19 protein-coding genes are annotated in these 23,073 nt (G+C 64.9%); 10 read left to right on the forward strand and 9 right to left on the reverse strand.

Features of this window, described 5'->3' with window-relative positions; translation table 11 throughout:
* Nucleotides 1-12 precede the first annotated feature (12 nt).
* On the forward strand, nucleotides 13-1,347 hold the full coding sequence (locus CEY05_RS07465; RefSeq protein ID WP_088597876.1) for an MFS transporter: 1,335 nt from the start codon (nucleotides 13-15) through the stop codon (nucleotides 1,345-1,347).
* Between the two features lie 66 nt (nucleotides 1,348-1,413).
* Here the strand turns inward: CEY05_RS07465 and CEY05_RS07470 are convergent, their stop codons facing one another.
* The 5 genes from CEY05_RS07470 to CEY05_RS07490 are packed head-to-tail and all read right to left on the reverse strand — an operon-like array spanning nucleotide 1,414 to nucleotide 4,246.
* Nucleotides 1,414-1,614, reverse strand: a complete 201-nt coding sequence (locus tag CEY05_RS07470) for a hypothetical protein (protein ID WP_088597877.1) — start codon at nucleotides 1,612-1,614, stop codon at nucleotides 1,414-1,416.
* Nucleotides 1,615-1,638: 24 nt separating this feature from the next.
* Entirely contained in the window at nucleotides 1,639-2,160 is a 522-nt protein-coding gene (locus tag CEY05_RS07475) for a DoxX family protein (RefSeq protein ID WP_088597878.1), read from the reverse strand.
* Nucleotides 2,160-2,996 carry a DUF2063 domain-containing protein gene (locus tag CEY05_RS07480; RefSeq protein WP_088597879.1) on the reverse strand — a complete coding sequence of 279 codons (837 nt, stop codon included), beginning with the start codon at nucleotides 2,994-2,996 and terminating at the stop codon, nucleotides 2,160-2,162. Before CEY05_RS07480 ends, CEY05_RS07475 begins: the two co-directional genes overlap by 1 nt.
* On the reverse strand, nucleotides 2,986-3,906 hold the full coding sequence (locus CEY05_RS07485) for a DUF692 domain-containing protein (RefSeq protein ID WP_369825898.1): 921 nt from the start codon (nucleotides 3,904-3,906) through the stop codon (nucleotides 2,986-2,988). The genes CEY05_RS07480 and CEY05_RS07485 overlap by 11 nt, the downstream gene beginning before the upstream one ends.
* 28 nt (nucleotides 3,907-3,934) lie before the next feature.
* Nucleotides 3,935-4,246, reverse strand: coding sequence for a DUF2282 domain-containing protein (locus CEY05_RS07490; RefSeq protein ID WP_088597881.1), 312 nt, complete (start codon nucleotides 4,244-4,246; stop codon nucleotides 3,935-3,937).
* Nucleotides 4,247-4,488: 242 nt separating this feature from the next.
* On the opposite strand from CEY05_RS07490, the gene CEY05_RS07495 reads away from it, so the two are divergent.
* From CEY05_RS07495 to CEY05_RS07510, 4 genes are read left to right on the forward strand one after another with little or no spacing between them, the layout of a single operon-like run.
* The gene (locus CEY05_RS07495; protein WP_088597882.1) at nucleotides 4,489-5,190 is read left to right on the forward strand and encodes a glutathione S-transferase family protein; all 702 of its coding nucleotides are present in this window, start codon (nucleotides 4,489-4,491) and stop codon (nucleotides 5,188-5,190) included.
* Nucleotides 5,191-5,242: 52 nt separating this feature from the next.
* Nucleotides 5,243-5,827, forward strand: coding sequence for a TetR/AcrR family transcriptional regulator (locus tag CEY05_RS07500; protein ID WP_088597883.1), 585 nt, complete (start codon nucleotides 5,243-5,245; stop codon nucleotides 5,825-5,827).
* A complete protein-coding gene (locus CEY05_RS07505) occupies nucleotides 5,824-6,396 on the forward strand; it encodes a sigma-70 family RNA polymerase sigma factor (RefSeq protein ID WP_088597884.1) in 573 nt (190 codons plus the stop codon). Before CEY05_RS07500 ends, CEY05_RS07505 begins: the two co-directional genes overlap by 4 nt.
* Nucleotides 6,393-7,034, forward strand: a complete 642-nt coding sequence (locus CEY05_RS07510; RefSeq protein WP_088597885.1) for a DUF1109 domain-containing protein — start codon at nucleotides 6,393-6,395, stop codon at nucleotides 7,032-7,034. Before CEY05_RS07505 ends, CEY05_RS07510 begins: the two co-directional genes overlap by 4 nt.
* A 17-nt stretch (nucleotides 7,035-7,051) precedes the next feature.
* Here the strand turns inward: CEY05_RS07510 and CEY05_RS07515 are convergent, their stop codons facing one another.
* Nucleotides 7,052-7,486 carry a helix-turn-helix domain-containing protein gene (locus CEY05_RS07515; RefSeq protein WP_088597886.1) on the reverse strand — a complete coding sequence of 145 codons (435 nt, stop codon included), beginning with the start codon at nucleotides 7,484-7,486 and terminating at the stop codon, nucleotides 7,052-7,054.
* A 109-nt stretch (nucleotides 7,487-7,595) separates the two neighbouring features.
* On the opposite strand from CEY05_RS07515, the gene CEY05_RS07520 reads away from it, so the two are divergent.
* Entirely contained in the window at nucleotides 7,596-8,216 is a 621-nt protein-coding gene (locus CEY05_RS07520) for an FMN-dependent NADH-azoreductase (RefSeq protein ID WP_088597887.1), read from the forward strand.
* Between the two features lie 14 nt (nucleotides 8,217-8,230).
* On the opposite strand, the gene CEY05_RS07525 is transcribed toward CEY05_RS07520, so the two are convergent.
* Both CEY05_RS07525 and CEY05_RS07530 read right to left on the reverse strand, forming a co-directional pair.
* Nucleotides 8,231-9,553 carry an ATP-binding protein gene (locus CEY05_RS07525; protein WP_088597888.1) on the reverse strand — a complete coding sequence of 441 codons (1,323 nt, stop codon included), beginning with the start codon at nucleotides 9,551-9,553 and terminating at the stop codon, nucleotides 8,231-8,233.
* A gap of 26 nt (nucleotides 9,554-9,579) precedes the next feature.
* Nucleotides 9,580-10,320, reverse strand: coding sequence for a response regulator transcription factor (locus CEY05_RS07530; RefSeq protein WP_088597889.1), 741 nt, complete (start codon nucleotides 10,318-10,320; stop codon nucleotides 9,580-9,582).
* Nucleotides 10,321-10,580: 260 nt separating this feature from the next.
* Here CEY05_RS07530 and CEY05_RS07535 point away from each other — a divergent pair, with 260 nt between their 5' ends.
* The 4 genes from CEY05_RS07535 to CEY05_RS07550 are packed head-to-tail and all read left to right on the forward strand — an operon-like array spanning nucleotide 10,581 to nucleotide 19,808.
* Nucleotides 10,581-11,906, forward strand: coding sequence for an MdtA/MuxA family multidrug efflux RND transporter periplasmic adaptor subunit (locus CEY05_RS07535; protein WP_088597890.1), 1,326 nt, complete (start codon nucleotides 10,581-10,583; stop codon nucleotides 11,904-11,906).
* Nucleotides 11,903-15,052, forward strand: coding sequence for an efflux RND transporter permease subunit (locus CEY05_RS07540; RefSeq protein ID WP_088597891.1), 3,150 nt, complete (start codon nucleotides 11,903-11,905; stop codon nucleotides 15,050-15,052). The genes CEY05_RS07535 and CEY05_RS07540 overlap by 4 nt, the downstream gene beginning before the upstream one ends.
* Complete coding sequence (locus CEY05_RS07545) at nucleotides 15,049-18,387, forward strand: efflux RND transporter permease subunit (RefSeq protein ID WP_088597892.1); 3,339 nt, start codon at nucleotides 15,049-15,051, stop codon at nucleotides 18,385-18,387. Before CEY05_RS07540 ends, CEY05_RS07545 begins: the two co-directional genes overlap by 4 nt.
* Complete coding sequence (locus tag CEY05_RS07550) at nucleotides 18,384-19,808, forward strand: efflux transporter outer membrane subunit (protein WP_088597893.1); 1,425 nt, start codon at nucleotides 18,384-18,386, stop codon at nucleotides 19,806-19,808. The genes CEY05_RS07545 and CEY05_RS07550 overlap by 4 nt, the downstream gene beginning before the upstream one ends.
* Here the strand turns inward: CEY05_RS07550 and CEY05_RS07555 are convergent.
* Complete coding sequence (locus CEY05_RS07555; RefSeq protein ID WP_158219272.1) at nucleotides 19,805-23,050, reverse strand: autotransporter outer membrane beta-barrel domain-containing protein; 3,246 nt, start codon at nucleotides 23,048-23,050, stop codon at nucleotides 19,805-19,807. The genes CEY05_RS07550 and CEY05_RS07555 overlap by 4 nt on opposite strands.
* Nucleotides 23,051-23,073: the final 23 nt, after the last annotated feature.

Below are 23,073 nucleotides of genomic sequence, written 5' to 3' on the forward strand. Positions count from 1 at the left end.
GAGTTTCCACCCATGTCGTCCATCGCTACTCCGGCCTCCGGCGGCGCGGCTAATCCAACGCCGTCCGAGAACGAACGCGCGCTAGCCTATCGCAAGATCGCCGTCCGCCTGATTCCTTTCCTGGTTTTCCTGTTCGTGCTGGCGTGGATAGACCGCGTCAACATCGGTTTCGCCAAGCTGCAGATGCTGCAGGACCTGCAGTTCAGCGAGACCGTGTACGGGCTGGGCGCGGGCATTTTCTTCATCGGCTATTTCCTGTTCGAAGTCCCCAGCAATCTGTTGCTGGAGAAAATCGGCGCGCGCCGCACCCTGGCACGTATCACGATCCTGTGGGGCCTGGCCTCCATGGCCATGATCTTCGTGAAGACGCCGACGCAGTTCTACGTGATGCGCTTTCTGCTGGGCGTGTTCGAGGCCGGCTTCTTCCCCGGCGTCGTGCTGTACCTGACCTATTGGTTTCCGTCCGATCGCCGCGCGCGTATCAACGGCTACTTCATGACCTCGTTCGCCATCGCGGGCGTGGTGGGTGGCCCCATCGCCGGCTTCGTCCTGAGCGTCATGAGCAACGTCGAAGGCCTGGCTGCCTGGCAATGGCTGTTCGTCATCGAAGGCATCCCCTCCGTGCTGGCCGGTTTCGCCGTCCTGGCCTGGTTGCCGGAAAAGCCCGAGAACGCAAAATGGCTGCAGCAGGGTGAGCGCGACATCGTCAAGCGCGACCTGGACCAGGAACAACGCGACCCGGCGAAGCATTCCAGCCTGCGCCATGCCTTCAATGCCAAGGTCTGGCTGTGCGCGATCATCTATTTCTGCGTGGTCAGCGGCAACGCCACCATCGCGTTCTGGACGCCGTCCATCATCAAGGAACTGGGTGTGCAAGGGCCGTTGAACATCGGCTTGATCTCCGCCATTCCCTTCGTGCTGGGCACCATTGCCATGGTCTGGAACGGTATCAGTTCGGACCGCAGCGGTGAACGCCGCTGGCACTGCATCCTGGCCAGCGTCGTCGCCGCCGCGGGCCTGATGGGCACCGGCGCGCTGCTGCACAGCCCGGTCATGGCGCTGATTGCTCTGTCGGTCGCCGCCATCGGCATCCTGGCCGCCTTCCCGGTGTTCTGGTCGCTGCCGGCTGCCTTCCTGACCGGCACGGCTGCCGCGGGAGGCATCGCCCTGATCAACTCCGTCGGCAACCTGGCCGGTTTCGCGGCACCGTTCCTGATGGGCTGGCTGCGCGACAAGACGGGCACCCTGGAATCGGGCCTTTACAGCGTGGCGGCGATGGAACTGTGCGCGGCCATCCTGGTGCTGGTGTTCATCAAGGTCAAGCGGGGACAGCCGACCCGTACTTGAAGCTGGACGCTGGAAAGGCCGCGCGGTACCAGGCCTTTCCACCAACATAGTGCTTCCATGGCCCGCCTACCACTTCAGGTAGCGCGGGCCTATCCATGCACCCAGCAAACCCGCGAACATCGGCTGCAGAATCTGTTCGGCCATCTCGCTGGCATAGCCGTAAAGCACCACCAGCAACAGCGCATCGATGCCCAGGCCGCAGGTCAGTGCGACGGTGAGCCGCCGGCTGACCTTATCGCGTTCGATCGGCGACAGGTTGGGAGGCAAGGCGGGAGATGAGATCTTCTGTTCTCATGCTGCCGCCCTGCCCTGGGAGCGCGGCGACCGGTCACCAAGGAAGTAGTCGACAGAAATTCGACCCGGTCCCCACGCCGCGATTGCCATCGCCATGGCGAGCCACGTCAAATGCACAGGCCATCCGTCCGGCACCGTCAACTCGATGACGCATGTCATCAGGACCAGGCCGATGGCGGCAAAGCGGGTGCCAAGCCCGAGTACCAGAAGAACCGGCAATGCCACCTCGCCGCAGCCCGAGAGGAAGGCGACGACGGCAGGTGCGGGAAATGGGTAAGGGCCGCCCGGAAGATGAAGCATGAACTCATCGGTGAACAGTGTGATCGCGACATCGCCGAGCTTCAGGAAACCATCCCACTTCAGGATTCCGGATTTCCAGAATGGCACGGCCAGCGCCAGGCGAAGGAGCAATTGAACCAGCGACGGCGCGGCGAACTTCTCCACCAGGCGCCGCGCCTTGACGAAAGGACCGCCGGCCTGCGCGATTGCCGGGTCCAGGACTTTGATCACTGAAGACATTATTCACATCCAATATCGAAAGATATAAACGCGCCCGCCGAGAACGCTCCGGCCAGGTTGGCGCCAAGGTCGAACGTGGGCGCGTCTTCCAGGGCCGCGGCGACAGCGTCCGCCAGGTTGCGGTCCTGCATGAGGGACTGGAGAAACGCGGCGCCGCCCGGTGGCAGGCTTGAAACGATGACATCCGCCTCCGGCCGTGTGACCAGGCAGTCCTCGGCCGCGCTGGAGCAAACCGGGATCGTTGCCCCACCCTGCTTGTTCGCGGAAAAAATCGTCACGGCCGGATAGCGGGACCTGAGCACTCGCGCGGCAGGATGAGCGACCAGTCGCAGGCGGCCCAACATGCCTGGATCCAGATCGGCAAGCACGCCGGCTTGGACGACTGCGTGATCCTGCGCGTGATAGGCGTCCAGCCAGGCCCGTTCGATCCGGGCGACGTCCGCCAGCCAGGGCATATCCCGGGCGTAGCGGTAGTTCTCGATGAAGACGGCGAACTCCCGTCCGTAGTCATGCAGCAGCGGACCGGCAGGCGGACAGCTTCGAACGTATTGGCGGGCCATCGCGCGAAAGAAATCCGGACCGGTGATTCTTTCCACTGCCGGATAGATCGCCCGTACGGCGTCGATCAAGCTGGACGTCACGTTGTTGCGATACACGTCGTAGCGCTTCACGTGCAGCCCGCTCGCCTCGGCCACCAGGAAGCTGGGCGCTGGCTGAGACGGGTCCAGCAGGCCCGCGGCGAATCCGCTGGCGAACTCGGTGGCCGACTCGGTGGCCAAGCGCACGATGCCTTCCACGGCATCGGCATCGGCGTTTGCTTCGGCATCAGGCAGCATGGCTCGCCCCCTCTGTCGCCGTCAGCGCATGGTCCATGAGTACCTGCTCGGCCTTACGGGCTTCTGCCCGCAACGCCGTCCAAGCAGGCAGGGCGCTATCCCACTCGATCAGCGTGGGCCTGACGCCCGTCTTGCCGATGACTTGCCCATACAGGGCCCAGACCGCGTCGGCAACGGATCGGTCATGGCTATCGATCAAGGTCACGCCGGCTTCATCATCGACCTGTTCGACGTGCCCGGCCAGATGGATCTCGTCCACGGCATGCAGCGGGAAATCAGCCAGGTACTGCCGCGCGGAATATCCATGATTGTTCGCCGACACGAAGACGTTATTGATATCCAGCAGCAAGCGGCATCCGGTCCGACGGACGACCTCGGCCAGGAAGTCCGTTTCACTGATCGTCGACGTCTCGAAGGTCACATAGGTGGCTGGATTCTCCAGCAACAGCGGCCGCCTGATGGCGTCCTGCACCTGGGCGATGTGTTCGCACACGCTGGCCAGGGTCGAGCGCGCGTAGGGCAAGGGAAGCAGGTCGTTCAGATAGGTTCCGGCATGCGACGACCACGCCAGGTGTTCGGACACCAAGACGGGTTCGTAGCGTTGCACCAGCATGCGAAAGCGTTCGAGGTGCGCTTTGTCCAGAGGCGCCAGGCCGCCGATGGACATGCACACGCCGTGGAGCGAAATCGGATAGTCCGCCCGGATCGCGCCGAGCATCCGATGAGGCGGCCCACCCGCACCCATATAGTTCTCGGCGTGGATCTCGAAGAATCCCCCGTCGAACCCGTCGGCACGAATGGCATTGAAGTGTTCATGCTTGACACTCACGCCCGCGAGCAGCGGGCCGCGCGCAGGCGTGTGGGGCTTGCCGGGCTCACACATCACCGACTTAGCGGCGCAAGATCTCATGGCAGTGCCCACACGTTCTCCAGCGTCCTCAGGACTTCAGGGGCGTAAGCGAACCGTGGGCGCCGCCGGGAACCTGGATGCTGGCGCAAGTCCCGCCTTGCACGAACTTCCAGGCATTGCCTTGGAAGTCCATCGTGGAAGTGCCCTGGCACGTGGTTCCCGGACCGGCGGCGCAGTCGTTCTGGCCCTTCAGGGCGACGCCGTAGCACTTTTCCTTGTGAGCGGCGACAGCGGCGCTGGCTTCCGCCTTGGTCAGGGGAGCGGCACTGGCGAACGAAGCCAGGACAGTAGCAACGGCGCCGGCGAGCATGGCGGTGGTGACGGAAGTTTTCGCGGACATGGAAGTTCTCCTGTGTTCAGTGGACGTATCCGCAGCGGATACCTACGCTAGTTCGAGAGAACTGCCCGTCGGGTTACAGCGACACGAAAATATTCTTTTTTGGCTCGGCGCTGACGGGCATCGGCGGCCGTCGATGGGCTGCCCCTCAAGCGACGGATTCCAACGGACGGATTTCAATCGGCTGACTCCGGCTAGTTTTATATCGTATGATCTAAAACACATCATCACCGGACTGCATGCCCATGATCCGCTTCTATTTCCACCCGACACCCAATCCCGCGAAGGTCGCCCTGTTCCTGGAGGAGACCGCCCTTGCGTATGAAGCCATCCCTGTGGATACGCGCAAAGGCGAGCAGCACAGCAGCGCCTTTCGGGCGATCAATCCCAATGGCAAGGTGCCGGCCATCGTGGACACGGAGGGGCCGGGCGGGGTCGAGACCGTGGTTTTCGATTCCACGGCCATCCTGCTGTATCTGGCCGAGAAAACCGGCAGCCTGCTGGGTTCGGACCAAGACCGGCCCGCGCTCCTGTCATGGCTGATGTTCATCGGGACAGGGTTGGGACCATATTCAGGCCAATCGGTGCATTTCCAGACGGCGGCGCCCGCCGGGCTGGACTATGCGGTCAATCGTTATCGACGCGAGGCGGCGCGCCATTATCAAGTGCTCGACGACCACCTGGCCGGCCGCGAATTCATCGTAGGAAAGGATTACTCCATTGCGGATATTTCCGCGTGGGGCTGGATAGATCGTGCCAGCCGCGTCTTCAAGGGTACGGAATCCCCGCTTGCCGACTATCCTGACCTGGCGCGTTGGTTCGATAATGTGGACGGGCGTCCCGCCGTGGCACGCGCGCGCGCGCTGCTTGGCAGCCACGTATTCAAGACAGAGAACGACGAGGCAGCACTCAAGGCCATGTTCCCGTCGAACTATGCCGCGACCTGACCCCGACGGAGCGATCTCCATCAAGCCCGACAACGTCATCCGAGGATAGCGCATGGCTCGCCCAAGAGAATTCGACGAAAGCGCGGCGCTGGACGCGGCGATGCAATGTTTCTGGGCCAAGGGCTATGAAGCCACCTCGGTGAGAGACCTTGCGGACGCCATGAAAATATCTGGCGCCAGCCTTTACAACACCTTCGGTGACAAGCGCGCCCTGTACGAACGCGCTTTTCATCGCTATGCGGAGACAGGCTTTTATCCGCGGGCGCTGCGTTTCGAATCGGAGCTGCCGCCGCTGGATGCCATTGCCGGCTTCTTCGAGGAAATCATCGGCATGTCGCTGCGAGACGAGCAGCGCAGAGGCTGCATGATCGTCAACTCGGCGCTCGAACTGGCCCCGCATGATCCCGCCTTCCAGCAGTCGCTGAAGGTCGTCCTGCAGGATATGGAGGCTTTCTTTTTCCGTTGCGTCAGTGCCGGCCAGCGCGACGGCACCATTGCAAGCCAATCGGCTGCCAGGGATCTGGCGCGGATGCTTCTAGGAATACTGATGGGCGTGCGCGTACTCGCGCGGGCGCGGCCGGAGCCCGAACTTCTCAACGGCCTGGTACGGCCGGCGCTGGCGCAACTGCGCAAATGAAACCCGCCGCCTCGCCCTCCTCGCTTGCGTTGGTGGAGTTACGGCTGAAGTCGCTGCTGGTCGCGGCGCTGGACGGCGACAGCGCGGCTTACCAGGGTTTCCTGCTGGCGGTCAGCCAGCACATCCGCGCCTATGTCCGCCGCCGGCTGGAACGGATGCTGGATGACGTGGAAGACATCGTTCAAGAAGTCTTGATAGCCGTCCACAACGGGCGCCACACGTATTCCCCGGATCAGCCCCTGACGGCATGGATCTACGCCATCGCGCGCTATCGGATGATCGACCACCTGCGCCGCTGGTACGCCCACGAACGGGCACACGTGCCCCTGGACGATATGTCGGAGATGTTTTCCGACGCCGATGAAAACGCGTCCCTGGCCAAGCGCGATATCACCGTGTTGCTCAACGAACTCCCCGATCGGCAGCGGCTTCCTATAATGCACGTCAAGCTGCAGGGCTTGTCGGTGGCCGAGGCCGCCGCGGCGATCGGCATGTCGGAATCCGCCGTGAAGGTCGGCATCCACCGCGGCTTGAAAGCACTTGCCGCCAGAATCCGGGGGACCGCATGAGGACCAATGATCTGATTTCGCTGCTGGCCACTGATGTCCCGCCCGTCGACCCACACGTTGCGGCGCGCCGGTTCGGCACGGGCCTGGCCTTGGGCGCCATCGCATCCGTATGGTTGACGCTATGGCTGTTCGGCCTGCGCCACGACATCGGGCTCATGCTGCAAACACCGCTCTTCTGGCTGAAGGTCGCTTTCCCCGCCCTCACCGGCATCGGCGCCCTGATGTCCGTGCTGCGGCTGTCCCGGCCTGGCTTGCAGGCGGGTAAGGGCTGGATGCTGTCCGGCCTGGCGCTGGCCGTCCTCTGGATCGGTGCGTTGATTCTCTACATCGGCGCGCCCCAAGCCCGGCACGCCGCGCTGCTCTACGGCGTGAGCTGGCGGGTGTGCCCCTTCAACATCACCCTGCTTTCCATTCCCACCTTTGCCGGCGCATTCTGGGCGGTCAAGGGCATGGCGCCCGTGCACCCGAGACGCGCGGGAGCGGCGGCGGGCCTGCTGGCGGCTGCGATCGCAACCCTTGCGTACTGCCTGCACTGCCCGGAAATGGGCGTGCCTTTCTGGGCGGTCTGGTATGTCCTGGGCATGGCCGTCCCCACGATACTGGGCGCCCTGGCCGGGCCCAGGCTGCTGCGCTGGTAGCCAGTACCGCGCCCACCCTATCTGCGCTGGTATACCACGCCCTTGATCAGCACCTGCTCCTGCTCGGGCTCCTCGTCGAAGCGATGCCGCGCATTCTCGATAATCGTCTGGTTTTCGTGCGCCCACTTGAGCAGACCCATCACGGGCTTGAGCAGGGTCTTGCCCAATTCGGTGAGTTCGTAATCGACCCGCGGCGGGATCGTGGGAAATACCGTGCGCGACACCAGGCCATCGCGCTCCAGGCCGCGCAGGGTCAGCGTCAGCATCCGTTGCGAGATGCCATCCACTTCGCGTTTCAACTCGTTGAAACGACGGGTCCCGCCGGACAGGGTGGCGATGATGTAGAGACTCCACTTATCGCCCACGCGGTCCAGGATCAGGCGCGTCGCCTCGCAGCCGCCACTGGGGGGTTTCGGAATCGCGTCAGGCAAATGGGTGTACCTCGGTGACATGGGTGTGCCTTCTTGTGGGCCAAGGAAAGGAAACTTACCATCCTCGGTATCGAGTGGTAATCATATACCGAAAGATTACCTAGTTCCCTTTTTATACCTTGGAGCCCCCATGAGCAACATCCTGCTGATCACTTCCAGCCCGCGTGGCGCTGACAGCCAATCCACCCGCCTGGCGGCCGACCTTGCGCGGAAGCTGAAGCAGCAGCACGCCAGCGGCACGCTGACGGTGCGCGACCTGTACGCCCAGCCTCTGCCCTACATTGACGCAGCATATGTACTGGGCCGCATGCTGCCCGCCAAGAGCCGCGATACCGCCCAGGCCGCGGCCGTGGCCCAGGCCGAAACGCTGGTGGCGGAATTGCAGGCCGCGGACATCATCGTCATCGGTTCCGGCATGATCAATTTCGGCACCTCGACGCAGCTGAAGGCGTGGATCGACTACATCGCCTGGCCGGGTGTCACGTTCAAGTACGCCGATGGCAAGGCGCAAGGCCTGGTCACCGGCAAGAAGGTCTACCTGGTCACCGCGTCCGGCGCCATCTACGCCGACGGCCCCTACGCCGAGTTCGATTTCCATTCGGACTATCTGAAGCACATGTTGGGATTCATCGGCCTGTCCGACATCGAACACATCCGCGTCGAAGGCCTGTCCTACGGTCCCGACGCCGCGGCGGGCGCCATCGCCAGTGCCGAAACGGCCATGCAATCCCTGCTCGCCAAGGCCGCCTGACCGCAAATCGCCATTCAACCGGCGGCCGGACCATCCGCCGGCAGGCGGATGCGGGCGCAGAGGCCGGCGGGACGGCCTTTTTCCAGCGACAGGGTACCGCCGTGCGCGTTCATGATCTCGGCGACGATGGACAAGCCCAGGCCGACACTGCCGGGACGTTGCGCGCGGGCGGAATCCAGGCGCACGAACGGTTCAGTCACCTTCTGCAGATGCTGCGCCGGAATGCCGGGACCGTCATCGCAAACGGTGATGCTTATCTCGCCGTTGTCATTGCCCGCATCGACGACGACGTGCTCGCCGTACGCCAGGGCGTTCTCGATGAGATTGGCGCACGCACGCTGCATGGCATTGGGACGGCAGTACAAGCGGATGGCGTCCTGGCCGTCATAGCGGATCCGCGCGCCCCCTTCCTCGTACTCGTCGCAAAGCGTGGATAACAGCGCGCCCACGTCCAACCATTCCTGCGTTTCCTTGTCCAGGCCGCTGCTCAGGAAGGACAATGCCGAATCCACCATGGTCTGCATCAGCGTGATATCGCGCAACAGCCGCGGCCGCATGGTTTCTTCCTTGCCCGTCTCCACCTGCAGCCGCATGCGCGTGAGCGGCGTACGCAGGTCATGGCTGATGGCGGCCAGCATGCGGGTGCGGCTTTGCACGAAACCCGCGATGCGCTCCTGCATGCGATTGAAGGCTTGCGCCGCGCGCCGCACTTCCAGCGGCCCTTGCAACGCCAACGGTTCCACCACCGCCACGTCATGCGCGAAGGCATCGGCCTTTTCCGACAGGCGGCGCAGCGGCCGGATGACACGCCATACCGCCCAGGCCGACATGGCCACCACGCCTATGCACAGGAAGGCCAACGCGGTCAGGAAGGGAAACGTGAAGCGCAGCGGCATGCGGCTGCTGCGTTCGCCTGAGAATTCCAGCACCTGCCCATCGAAAGGCATCAATACCTGAAACCTGGACACTGGCGACTCCCTGTCGCAACCGAGGACCATCAATGTCGCCGCGTTTTCGATGTGTTCGCGCAGCACGTTCTCCAGCTCCCGCGTGTCGAGCGTGACGTTTTCGCAGGGCTGCGGAAAATCGACCACGCGCAGGGACAGGTCCTTGCTCTGTGCCGCGGCCAGCGCGGCGGCGCGATCGGCGGCCCGCACGTTCTTCATCAGATTCGCGGTGGCGATGATGCGATAGGCTTCCGGCCACGGCCAGGGCGGTCCCGGCGGCGCGGACACGTTGAGGATGATGGCCACGAACAGCGCGAACGTCCCGATCGACGAACACGCGATGATGGCCACGATCTGGCCCAAGGTGGTACTGAAAAAGCGGCGCAGCATCGCCCTGCTCTCCTTTTCGCCGCCGGTCAGGCGACGGTAACTTCGTAGTGCAATGCGTAGCCGTCGGCCCGCACGGTGCGTATGGGGTCATCCAGGGGATCGTCCCCTGCCAGCTTGCGGCGTAGTCGGCTGACCACCAGGTCGATCGAGCGCACCGCAACCGGTGCATCGTCGCCGCGCGTCAGCGTCAGCAATTCCTCGCGCGCCAGCACGCGGCGCGGGTGTTGGCAGAACACCAGCAGCAAATCGGTCTCGGCGCCGGTCAGGGGGATACGCACGCCCGCACGCGAGCGCAGATAGCGGTGCTGCGGATAGAAAGCGAATCCGGCGAACTTGTACGACAGATTCGGGGAATGCGGACGGCTCGCCGCCCGATCGGCCCCATCAGCCGCGCCGGGCCGGCGCAAGACCGCGCGAATGCGCGCCAGCAATTCGCGCAGGTCGAACGGCTTGGACACATAGTCGTCGGCGCCCAGCTCCAGGCCTATCACCTTGTCGGTGGGTTCGCTCAAGGCCGTCACCATGATGATGCGCGGGCCCTGTGCCGCACCCGCCGCGCGCAGGCGCCGGCACAACTCCAGGCCATCATCACCCGGCAGCATGACATCCAGCAGCACCAGGTCCACCGTCACGCGCGCCAGGCACGCCAGGCCCTCTTCGACACTGCCCGCCTGATGGACGACGTAGCCCTTGCCGCCCAGGAAGTCGGCCAGCGCCTCGCGGATTTCAATGTCGTCTTCGACGATGAGGATGGGGCTGTTCGTCACAAGTAAGGTTCAACGATGATGGAATTTCGCGTGAAGAAACCGCGCGCAGAAACGGGAGTTCATGGACCGGATGCTGCCGCCCATGACAACCGTGCAGGGCGCATTCGATTTCCGCGATTCTACGCCGGGATTTGCCCTCGAAGCGGTTTATGTCAATTTCGACAAATTATATAAAACTACTTATAAATCAAGCACTTATTTGACTTCCGAAGACACAGGCGCCAACAATACCAGCGTTCCCGAGTCGTGCCTGGTTTTCCATGAAAAAAACTTCCCCGCTGTCCCAAGATTCCCACACTGCCGCGCGTCCCACCCATCGTTATCGCTGGGCCGCCCTGGCGGTGGTTGTCATTCTGGTTGCGATCGGCGCAGTGTTCCTGGCGCTGCATCACGGCGGCGCCGGCGGTGCGCAGGAGGCGCGCGGCGGCCGCAGTGCCTCCAACCCCGGCCGTGGTGGCTTCAACCCCTTCGGCGGCCCTCCAGGCGCGGGCACCGAACAGGCGGTCGGCGTGGCAACGGCGACACAAGGCGATATCCCCATCACCCTCACCGCGCTGGGAACGGTGACCTCGCTGGCAACCGTCACCGTGAAGTCGCAGATCAGCGGCTATCTGGTGGCCTTGCCCATGCAGGAAGGCCAGACGGTAAAGAAGGGCGACCTGCTGGCCCAGGTCGATCCCCGGCCTTATGAAGTGCAGCTGGCGCAGTACCAGGGCCAGCTTGAAAAAGACCAGGCCCTGCTGGACAACGCGCGCCGCGACCTCAAGCGCTATCAACAATTGGGCAAGCAGGACTCGATCTCGCAGCAGACGATAGACACGGCCCTGGCCACGGTGCGCCAATACGAAGGCACGGTGCGCACGGACCAGGCCCAGGTCGATGCGCAGAAACTGAATCTCAGCTACTGCCGCATCGTGTCGCTGGTGGACGGCCGCGTCGGCCTGCGCCAGGTCGACGTCGGCAACTACGTCACCGCCGGCGACACCGACGGCATCGTGGTGGTCACGCAGATGGATCCGATCTCGGTGGTCTTCACGCTGCCGGAGGACGATCTGCGCAAGCTCGACAAACGGCTGGCCGCGGGCGCCAAGCTGGCGGTCACCGCCTACGACCGCAGCGGCCAGGAAGCGCTGGAGGAAGGTCAACTGGCGACGGTGGACAACCAGATCGATACCAGCACCGGCACCGTCAAGCTGCGCGCGCTGTTCCATAACGCCGACGGCGGCCTGTTCCCCAACCAGTTCGTCAACGTGGTGCTGCACCTGGACACGCTCGCCGGTGCTGTCGTCGTGCCCAGCGAGGCCGTGCAGAATGGGGCGCCCGGCGACTACGTCTACCGCGTCAAGGAAGACGGCACGGTCACCCTGGTCAAGGTCACCACCAGCGCCACGGCCGCTGGCAAGACCGCCATCACCGCCGGCCTGCAAGTGGGAGACCGTGTGGTGATCGACGGCGCCGATCACCTGACCGACGGCGCGAAGGTGCGAATTCCGGCGGATAAGGCTGCCGCGGCGCAGCCCGTCGCCGGGCCTGGGCGGCCTGGCAACGCCAGGCCCACGGCCGCGAATCCGGCTGCTGCATCATGAACCCGTCCCGCCTGTTCATCCTGCGGCCAGTCGCCACCACGCTGCTGATGGCCGCGCTGCTGGTCATCGGCCTGGTGGCCTGGCGCAGCCTGCCGCTGTCGGCCTTGCCGTCGGTGGAGTACGCCACCATCCAGGTGCAGACGTTCTATCCCGGCGCCAGTCCGGACGTCATGACCTCGGCGGTCACCGCGCCGCTGGAGAACCAGCTCGGCCAGATGGCCGGCCTGCGCCAGATGTCCTCGCGCTCATCGGCGGGCTCGTCCGTCATCACCCTGCAGTTCGATGAAACCATCGCGCTGGACGTGGCCGAGCAGGAAGTCCAGGCCGCCATCAACGCCGCCAACAACCTGCTGCCGTCGGACCTGCCGGCGCCCCCCATCTACGCCAAGGTCAACCCCGCCGACGCGCCCATCCTGACGCTGGCGGTGACGTCCCCCACCCTGCCCCTGACCACGCTGCAGACCATAGCCGACACCCGCCTGGGGCAAAAGATATCCCAGCTGTCCGGCGTCGGCCTGGTCAGCCTCAGCGGCGGCAACAAGCCTGCCATCCGCGTACGCGGCAACACCCGTGCCATGGCCGCCTACGGCATCAACGCCGACGACCTGCGCACCACGCTGACCAATATCAACGTCAACGCCCCCAAGGGCACGCTGGACGGACCGCGCCGCTCCTACTCCATCGACGCCAACGACCAGATCCAGGATCCCGCCGATTACCTGAATACCGTCATCGCCTATCGCAACGGCCGGCCGGTGAAACTGTCCGACGTCGCCGAGGTCGTCACGGGTCCCGAGAACACCCAGCTGGGCGCCTGGTCCGGCACCACGCCCGCCATCCTGCTGAACGTCCAGCGCCAGCCAGGCGCCAACGTGATTTCCGTGGTCGACGGCATCAAGGCCAAGCTGCCGGACTGGACCGCCACCCTGCCCGCCAGCGTCCACGTCGACATCCTGACCGACCGCACCACTACCATCCGCGCCTCCGTCAGCGACGTGCAGTTCGAGCTGGCCCTGGCCGTGGGCCTGGTCGTGCTGGTCATCTTCCTGTTCCTGCGCAACCTGCCGGCCACCCTCATTCCCAGCCTGTCGGTGCCGCTGTCCCTGGTGGGCACCTTCGCCGCCATGTACCTGTGGGGCTTCAGCCTGGATAATCTTTCCCTGATGGCGCTGACCATCGCCACCGGCTTCGTGGTCGACGACGCCATCGTGGTGATCGAGAACATCAGCCGCCACATCGAAGCCGGCAAGACGCCCTTGCAGGCGGCGTTGCAAGGTTCGCGCGAAATCGGCTTCACCATCATTTCGCTGACCGTGTCCCTGCTGGCCGTGCTGATTCCACTGCTGTTCATGAGCGACGTCATCGGCCGCCTGTTCTACGAATTCGCGGTGACCCTGGCCGTCACCATCGTGTTGTCGGCGGTGGTTTCGCTGACGCTGGTGCCCATGCTGTGCGCGCAACTGCTGCGGGCGCGGCCGCCCGCTGAACTGGCCACTGGCACCAGTCCCGGCCTGCATGGCGCCGCGGATCCCTTGTCCGGCAAGGGCTGGTTCGGCCGTATCACCCGTGGCTACGATCGCCTGCTGAAAGTGGCGCTGGACCACCAGCGCATCACCCTGCTGATCGCCCTGGGGACGGTGCTCCTGACGGTATTGCTGTACTTCCTCGTGCCCAAGGGCTTCTTCCCGGTCCAGGATACCGGCGTCATCCAGGGCATCACCGAGGCCTCGCAATCCATCTCCTATGCGGAGATGGGCAAGCGCCAGAACGCCCTTGCCGCCGCCGTCCTGCAAGACCCCGACGTCGCCAGCCTGTCGTCGTATATCGGCGTGGACGGCAGCAACACCACGCTGAACGCCGGCCGCATGCAGATCAATCTGCGCCCCCGCGGCGAACGCCAGGGCAATGCCAGCGCCAGCGACATCATCCGCCGCCTGCAGCGCGAAACCGCGGATATCACCGGCATCACCCTGCACATGCAGCCGGTGCAGGACTTGACGGTGGATACGCAGATCAGCGCCACCCAATACCAGTTCATGCTGGACCATCCATCGCTGGACACCCTCGGCGAGTGGACGCCCAAGCTGGTGGCCGAACTGCGCAAGCAGCCTGAACTGGCCGATGTGACCAGCGACCTGCAATCCAGCGGCCTGGCCGCCACCGTGGAGGTCGACCGCGCCACCGCGGCCCGCTTCGGCATCACGCTGGCGACCATCGACAACGCGCTCTACGACAACTTCGGCCAGCGCATCGTCAGCACCATCTTCACCCAATCCAACCAGATGCGCGTGATCATGGAAATCGATCCCAAGCTGAACCAGGGCTTGAAGACGCTGGATTCAATCTACCTGCCTTCGGCCACGGCCACCAACGGCCAGGTGCCGCTGAACGCCATCGCGCGCGTGGTCGTCAGCAGCAAGCCCATCCAGATCTCGCACCTGGCGCAGTTCCCGGCCACCACGATCTCGTTCAACCTGGCGCCCGGGGCCTCGCTGGGCGCGGGCATCGACGCCGTCAAGCGCGCCGAGAAAGCCGTCGCCCTGCCGCAGGGCTTCGACACCCGCTTCCAGGGCGCCACCGATGCCTTCCAGACCTCGCTGTCCAATGAGCTATTCCTGATCCTGGCAGCAGTGCTGGTCATGTACGTCGTGCTGGGCGTGCTGTACGAGAGCTTCATCCATCCGCTCACCATCCTGTCCACCCTGCCGTCGGCCGGGCTGGGCGCGCTGCTGGCCATGCTGTTTACGGGTGCCGACCTGGACATCATCGGCATCATCGGCATCGTGCTGCTGATCGGTATCGTCAAGAAGAACGCCATCATGATGATCGACTTCGCGCTGGCGGCCGAACGCGAGGAAGGCCTGTCGGCCCGTGCAGCCATCCATCGCGCCTGCCTGCTGCGGCTGCGGCCCATCCTCATGACCACCATGGCCGCGCTGATCTCCGCCGTGCCACTGGCCCTGGGCAGCGGCACCGGTTCCGAACTGCGCCAGCCGCTCGGCTACGCGATGATAGGCGGACTGGCGGTCAGCCAGCTGCTGACGCTGTTCACCACGCCGGCGGTCTACCTGGCCATGGACAGCCTGGCCCTGCGCCTGCGCCGGCGCGGCCTTGCCTTGCGGACGCCCAGCGAGGACACGCCGTGAACGTCAGCGCGCTGTTCATCCGCCGTCCCGTCGCCACCCTGCTGATGACCCTGGCCATCGCCGTGGCGGGGGCACTGGCCTTCAACCTGCTACCGGTGGCCCCCCTGCCGGCGGTGGACTTCCCCACCATCCGGGTGCAGGCGCAGATGGCGGGCGCCAGTCCCGACACCATGGCGAAGACCGTCGCCGCGCCCTTGGAGAAACACCTGGGCCAGATCGCCGACGTCACGGAGATGACGTCGCAGAGCAGCGTCGGCACCACCAGCATCATCCTGCAGTTCGGCCTGGACCGCGACATCGAGGGTGCTTCGCGCGATGTGCAGGCGGCCATCAACGCCGCGCGGGCGGACCTGCCGGCTTCGTTGAAGTCCAATCCCACCTATCGCAAATTCAATCCCGCCGAGGCGCCCGTGCTGGTGCTGGCGCTGACTTCCGACCTGCTGCGTCCCGAACAGCTCTACGACACCGCCACGACCGTGCTGCAACAGCGGCTGATGCAGGTTGCCGGCATCGGCAACGTCGATCTGAACGGCAGTTCGCTGCCGGCCGTGCGCGTGGAGCTGAATCCCGGCACCCTCAACAAATACGGCATCGGCCTGGAAGATGTGCGCGCGGCCTTGTCCGCCGCCAATGCCAACAGTGCCAAGGGCATGATCGAGGACGGCCCCAACCGTTATCAGCTGTATGCCAACGACCAGGCGGTGAACGCGTCAGCGTACCGCGACCTGGTGATCGCGTGGCGCAACGGCCGGCCCGTCCAATTGCGCGACGTCGCCGACGTCAGCGATTCGGTGGAAAGCCTGCACAACGCGGGCTACGTCAACGGCAAGCGCGCCGTGCTGCTGTGGTTGTACAAGCAACCCGCCGCCAACATCGTAGAAACGGTGGACCGCGTCAACGCCTTGCTGCCCCAGCTGCGCGCCGCGCTGCCGCCCGGCGTGGAGATGACCCTGTCCAGCGACCGCAGCAGCACCATCCGCGCGTCGCTGGCCCATACCGAGCAGACCCTCATCATCGCGGTCGTCCTGGTGGTGCTGGTGGTCCTGGCCTTCCTGCGCGACGTGCGGGCGACACTGATCCCGGCCGTCACGGTGCCGGTCTCCATCCTGGGGACGTTCGGCGCGATGAAGCTGTTCGGCTATACGCTGGACAACCTGTCGCTGATGGCCCTGACCATTGCCACGGGCTTCGTGGTGGATGACGCCATCGTGGTCCTGGAGAACATCGCACGGCATCGCGAGGCGGGGGCCGGCCGCTTGCGCGCGGCCATGGACGGCGCGCGCGAGGTCGGCTTTACCGTGCTGTCCATGAGCGTGTCGCTGGTGGCGGTGTTCCTGCCCATCCTCTTGCTGGGCGGCCTGGTGGGCCGGCTGTTCCACGAGTTCGCCGTCGTGCTGTCCATCGCTATCGGCATTTCGCTGTTGCTGTCGCTGACCACCACGCCCATGCTGTGCGCGCTGCTGCTGCGCCCCAGCGGCGCGCCGGCCCGCTGGCCGCGCCACGACAAGCCGGGCGCGCGCATGGCGCAACGTGTCGCTGACTACGTCAATGGCTTCATCAACGGCATGCAGCGGCTGTACGAGCGCAGCCTGGCGCTGGCCTTGCGCCATCCCCTGCTGGTGGTGGCGTCGCTGGTGCTGACGGTGGCCTTGAATGTAGTGCTGTTCGCGGCCGTGCCCAAGGGCCTGTTCCCCCAGCAGGACAGTGGCCTGATGGGCGGCGGCATCAATGCCGACCAGAGCATTTCCTTCCAGGCCATGAGCGAGAAGATGCGCCAGGCCATGGCCATCGTGAAGGCGGACCCTGCCGTGCAGACGGTGGTCGGCTTCACCGGCGGCCGTGGCACCAATACGGCCATGAACGACATCACGCTCAAGCCCCTGGACCAGCGCGACGCCACGGCCTTCCAGGTGATGGCGCGCCTGCGTACCAGGCTGTCCGAGATTCCTGGCGCGCAGTTGATGATGTTCCCGCGCCAGGACCTGTTCATCGGCGGGCGCATGAGCTTTGCCCAGTACCAGTACACGCTGCAAGGCGACGATGCGGCCACCGTGAGCCTGTGGGGCGCGAAGCTCACGGATGCCTTGAAGGCGAATCCGGCGCTGGCCGATGTGTCGTCCGACCAGCAGAACGGCGGCCTGGAAACGCGGGTGGTGGTCGACCGCGCGACGGCTGCGCGCTACGGCATCACGCCCGACGCCATCGATGCGACGCTCTACGATGCCTTCGGCGAGCGGCAGGTCTCCACCATCTACCAGGCGCAGAACCAGTATCACGTGGTGATGGAACTGGCGCCGCGGTATCTGCAGGATCCCTCCGCGCTGAAGCAGATCTACGTCAGCACCACCGGTGCCGCGGCCAGCGGGACGTCGTCCACCAATGCGTCATCGGGGCTGGTCAGCGGCGGGAGTTCGAGCGCTTCTTCGTCTGCGTCTTCCTCGTCTTCTTCGTCTTCAACCGCCTCAGCCACCAATGCCGCGACCAACTCCATCGCCACCAGCGCCGGCAGCGTATCCAGCGGCCAGGCGGTGAGCACCAGCGGTTCCACCATGGTGCCCCTGTTCGCCTTCGCCCATCTTGAATCGGCCAAGGCACCGGTGTCCGTCAACCACCAGGGCCAGGCGGTGGCCGTCACCATCTCCTTCAATCTGGCGCCGGGCGCCAAGCTGGACGATGCCGCCAAGGCCATCCAGCAGGCGGTCAGCGATCTGCGCATGCCCGTCACCGTCCACGGCGGCTTCGCCGGGACGGCAGGCAGCTCGATGGCCGTGGTATCGACCATGCCCATGCTGATCGGCGCCGCCCTGCTGGCGGTGTATGTGGTGCTGGGCATGCTGTACGAAAGCTATGTCCATCCCTTGACCATACTCTCGACCCTGCCTTCGGCCGGTGTGGGAGCGGTACTCGCGTTGCTGCTGACCGGCACCGAATTCACGGTGATTGCCCTGATCGGTGTTTTCCTGCTGATCGGCATCGTCAAGAAGAACGCCATCATGATGGTGGACTTCGCCATCGACGCCGAGCGCAACGAAGGCCTGACGCCGGCGCAAGCCATCCACCGCGCCTGCCTGCTGCGCTTCCGGCCCATCATGATGACCACCTGCGCCGCCCTGCTGGGCGCCGTGCCCCTGGTGCTGGACCACGGCATGGGGTCGGAGCTGCGCCGGCCGTTGGGCATCTCCATCATCGGTGGGCTGATCGTCAGCCAGATCCTGACGCTTTACACGACGCCGGTGGTCTATCTCTACCTGGATCGCTGGCGCCAACGCACGCTCAACGCCTGGCGCCGGCGCCGTGGCGCGGCGCCGCGACCCTCTGCCGATACTGCATCATGAAGATGAATACCACACGACTGACCGCCAGTTTGACCCTGCCATTGCTGTTATTGCTGCAGGCATGCGCCGTTGGTCCCGACTATCACCGGCCCGAGGCCGCGGCGCCGACCACTTTCAAGGAAGCCCCGACCGCGCCGGCAGGCTGGAAACTGGCCGACCCAGGCGCGGCCGCGCGCGGTGCGTGGTGGGAGGTGTACCAGGATCCCGTGTTGAATGGCCTGGCGGCCCAGGTCACCGTGGGCAACCAGAACCTGAAGGCCTACGAGGCCGCCTATCGCCAGGCCCTGGCCGTCGTGCGCGAGGCGCGCGCGAACCTGGCGCCGACCGTCACGGCCGGACCATCGCTGAGCCGCGCTCGCAGCAACGGCAACAGCGCCACGACACGCAGCGTGGAGATAGACGCAAGCTGGGACCTGGACCTGTGGGGCAAGGTGCGGCGCCAGGTCGAGAGCGACCAGGCCAGCGCCCAGGCCAGCGCGGCTGAACTGGCCGACCTGACGTTGTCGGCGCAAGCGGAGCTGGTGACCGACTACTTTGGATTGCGGTATCAGGATGCATTGGGCGCGTTGCTGCGCGATACGGTTCGGGCTTATGAACGCAGCCTGTCCATCGCCCAGAACCAGTACAGCGCCGGTGTGGCGGCCCGTTCGGATGTGATCACCGCGCAGACCCAGCTGGCGTCGGCGCGCGCGTCCGCGATTGCCAGTGAACAATTACGCGACCAATATGAACATGCCATTGCCCTGTTGATCGGCAAGGCGCCGGCCGACGTCACCATCATGGCCGGCGAATTGCCCACGCTGATCCCGGCTATCCCAGCGGGCCTGCCCTCCGACCTGCTGGAGCGCCGCCCTGACATCGCGCAAGCCGAACGCACCATGCAGCAGCAGAATGCCCTGATCGGCGTGGCCGAGGCCGCCTGGTACCCGTCAGTGACGCTATCGGCCGCGGCGGGATATTCCGGTGCATCGCCCCTGTTCTCCGCCGCCAATGCCTTGTGGTCGCTGCTTGCCAGCGGCAGCCAGACCCTGTTCGACGGCGGCGCCCGCTCGGCCACCACCGATGCCGCCAAGGCAGCCTATGACCAGAGCGTGGCCAACTACCGGCAGACCGTCCTGGCGGCGTTCCAGGACGTCGAGGATGAATTGTCCAACCTGCGGGTTTTGTCGCACCAGGCCACGGCGCAGGACGAAGCGCTGACGCTGGCGCGCCAGGCCGCCACCATCGCGCTGAACGAGTACCGCGCCGGCACCCAGTCCTACACCACCGTCGTCACCGCCCAGGCCACCGCCCTGTCGAACGAAGAAACCGCCCTGCAGATCCAGCAAGGCCGCCTGGCCGCCAGCGCCGCGTTGATCAAGGCGCTGGGGGGTGGGTGGCGTAGCGAGGCGCTGCAGGCGCGGTTCAAGAGTCCGACTTAAAAACGCCAGCTGAGATTCACGCTGCCGGTGTTCTGCTGGTTGCCGCTGCCGAACTGGCCGGCATATGCGAGCCCGATGGTGGCGAACTTGCTCATCGCCATGTCCACGCCCAGCTCGACGACAGCGGCGTCGCGCGCCAGCGGCGCACCGGCTACCGTGAAGGCCTGGCTGCCGTCGAACGACATGGTGGTCTCGGGATTCACATCGCCGTAGGCGTGGCGCCAACCCACCGTGCCACGCAGGCGGCCGGCGGTGCGGTTCACCTCGAAGGCGGTCTGCGCGTGCAGGCCCAGCGTGGTGGTTGCCACCTGGCTATGGTCGCTGCGGCCCATGAGTGCGGCATCGCCACCGGATTCCGAGAAACCGCGCGTGCGCAGGTCGCTGTAGTCGGCGCCGACGAAGGGTTCCAGCGTGAAGCGGTCAGTCAGCGGCATCGCATAACCCACTTCGGCGAAGATCTGGCTGGTGTTGGCACTGTAATCGGCCTTCAGCTCCTGGAAGTCGCCGGCGGCGTTGACACCACGCTTGCTCTTGAGGTCGTGCCAGGTGTAGGCCGCGCCGGCCGTCAGGTTGAGCTTGGCCGAGCCGACATCGAAGGCCTTGCCGCCATAGATCGTCGCGCTGTAGCTATCGACATCCGTCGACGCGGAATGGTTGTCGATGCTGATGTGGCTGTCGGTGTACCCCAGTGCGCCACCCAGGCGCCAACCATTGCCCAGGGCATGGTCGCCGCCGACGAACAGGCCGCCATCGGTCTGCTTGGCCTTCGAGGCATTGTCGTTGCCATCGGCGGTGCGCCAGTTACCGAACACCTGCGCCCACATCGGCTGGGCGGCGGACTTCGGCAGCGTGGAGGCATCGCCCGTGCCCACCTGGGCCGTGGCGGGGCCGGGCAGCCAGCCGGCGTTGAGGTTGGCGCGCAGATGCGACATCGGCAAGGTCATGACGTTGTTGGTCACGCGCTGCAGCGAGGCAACCGTGCTGGCATGCGATTCGCCGGCCAGGTCGTTGAACACGCCCGCGGGCGCGCCCTCCGGCAGGTTCAGCACGCGCAGGTAAAGATTGCTGCCGGTAGGCAGGCTTTGCAGGGCATTGGCCGCGGCCCGCTGGTTGCCGCTCAGGGCCAGGTCGGCAAAGCGGATCGGACGAGTACTGCCGCTGGAACCGCCGCCGCTGGAGCCGCCGCTGCTGGAACCGCCGCCACTGCCTGTATCGCCACCGGGCCCGACGGGGACTTCCTTCAGCGCGACATTCATGACGACGTCGTTGCCTACATAGTTCACCGTGGGCGACAGATAGGCCAGGTTGCTGGTCACCTGGTCGAAACGCCCTTGCAGGCCACCGTCCGCCGTGATGATCGTGTAGTTCGTCGACGGCGCGTAGCTGCCGTTCGAACCGATCTGCAGCACGGAACCCGCGAGCGTGGCAGCGCCCAGGACGTGGACATTGTCGTGCGAGCCGTCGTCCGTGGCATCGACGCGATAGGTCGACCCGGACACGAATACAAGGTCGCCGTTCACGGTGAAGGTACCGATGGGATTCGAGGTGCTGCCGGGCGACAGCACGCCGGTGCTTTGAAGCGTAACCGCGCCCACATTGCCTGAGCCGGCCAGCGTGCCGGCAACTGACAGCTTGCCCTGGATCTCCGAGTCGGCCAAGGTCAGGGTCTTGCCGGCCGCCACGTTGACGTATTGCACGTTGATAAAGGTCGACGACGTGTAGTCCGTGTTGAAATTGACGGTGCCGGACGTGCCCGTCACCGAACCCATGATGGATCCCAGTACGACGCCGCCATTGATGTCCAGGGTCGAGTCACCCAGGCGCACGTCGCCACCGATCGTGCCGGTGTTGGTGATGGTCAGCGGCGTCAGCGCGTTGGCGACGTCGACGGCGATAAAGGACCCGTTGCCGGCGATCATGCCGGTGTTGACGATGCCGCCGGTCACGGTGGAACTATCCACGACGATACCGGACGACACGGTGCCATGGTTGACGATGGCTCCCCCGACCGTGCTGTTCTGCCGCACGGAGATGCCGGCACCCGCGACGGCCGAACCGGAAATGGTGCCATCGTTGACGATGTCGCCGGTGACGGAGGCATGATCCCGCAGGCTGACGCCGTTGATGCCGTTGATTTCCCCAGTGTTGCGGATGGCGCCCGTCACGGTGGCCGTGCTATCCACTATCAAGGCGTTTCCGCTGGTCGATGTCAGGGTGCCGTCGTTGGAGATATCGCCAGTGATGACGGAACCGTCCGTCACCTGGAGGGCATTCCCGCTGGACACGATCTTGCCCTGCGTGCCGTTCTTGATCCCGCCCGTCACGTTGGAGACGTTGCCAACGACGATCCCTTCGTAGTTGAGGATAGTGCCGGTGTTCGAGATGCCGTTAGCCAGGATGGTGGCGCCGCTGATGTCCAGGCCTCTTATCGTCCCGTCCGTGCTCGTGATCGTACCTTCGTTGCTGACACCGTTCGTCACTTCCGCATCGGCGACCGCGATACCCTCCAGGGTGCCGGTCCAAAAGTTATCGACGACGTTGATCTTCGACCCCTGGTCGATGGTGAACTGCCCGGCGCTCCTGAAGTTCGTGACCTGATTGTCGACGACGGTGTTGCTCAACACCAGGTCCTGCATCGTGCCGTTGTTCCAGACGTTGTTCTGCACGTGGCTGTCAGTAAACCGCACCACGGAACGCAGGCCTGGAGCATCGGACTGGATCGTGCCATCGTTATCGAAGGAATCGCCGATGGAAACATTGTTGAAGCTGATGGTGTCGAAGTTGAAGCGTGGGCCGGGTTGCGAGCTGATGACGCCGCTGCCGCCGTTGTAGAAGTTGCGGTCGATAACCGCATCGGTGATCGCAATCGCCGATCCGCCATTGCTTTGGATGATGTTGTAGTTCGCCACGTCTTGCGTGACGTGGGTATTGTTGATGCGCACAGCCGTGGCACCAAACAGGCCCGCGGTAGCGCTTGCATCCGCCTTGATGGTTCCCTGATTTGAAAAGTTGGCCAAAGTGTCGGCGTCGATCGCCACGGCCGCAAGGTTGGCGCTGGTCGAACCGCCTGCCTGCACCAACACGCTGCCCGCCGTCTCGATGTCGATCCGGCCGACGGCACCTGTAGGCGCCATGAGGCCTACCTCCGCGCCGACAGGCGGCGCGATAGGACCATTGACGATGATCGATTCACCGGCGTTCAGGATGCAGACGGTATCCGAGCCGCCCGTGGGGACAGTCACAGTGCCGGAGCTGGCCGCAGGAC

This window comes from Achromobacter sp. HZ34 (assembly GCF_002209485.1).
In the GTDB taxonomy this organism is placed as follows: Bacteria; Pseudomonadota; Gammaproteobacteria; order Burkholderiales; family Burkholderiaceae_B; genus Bordetella_C.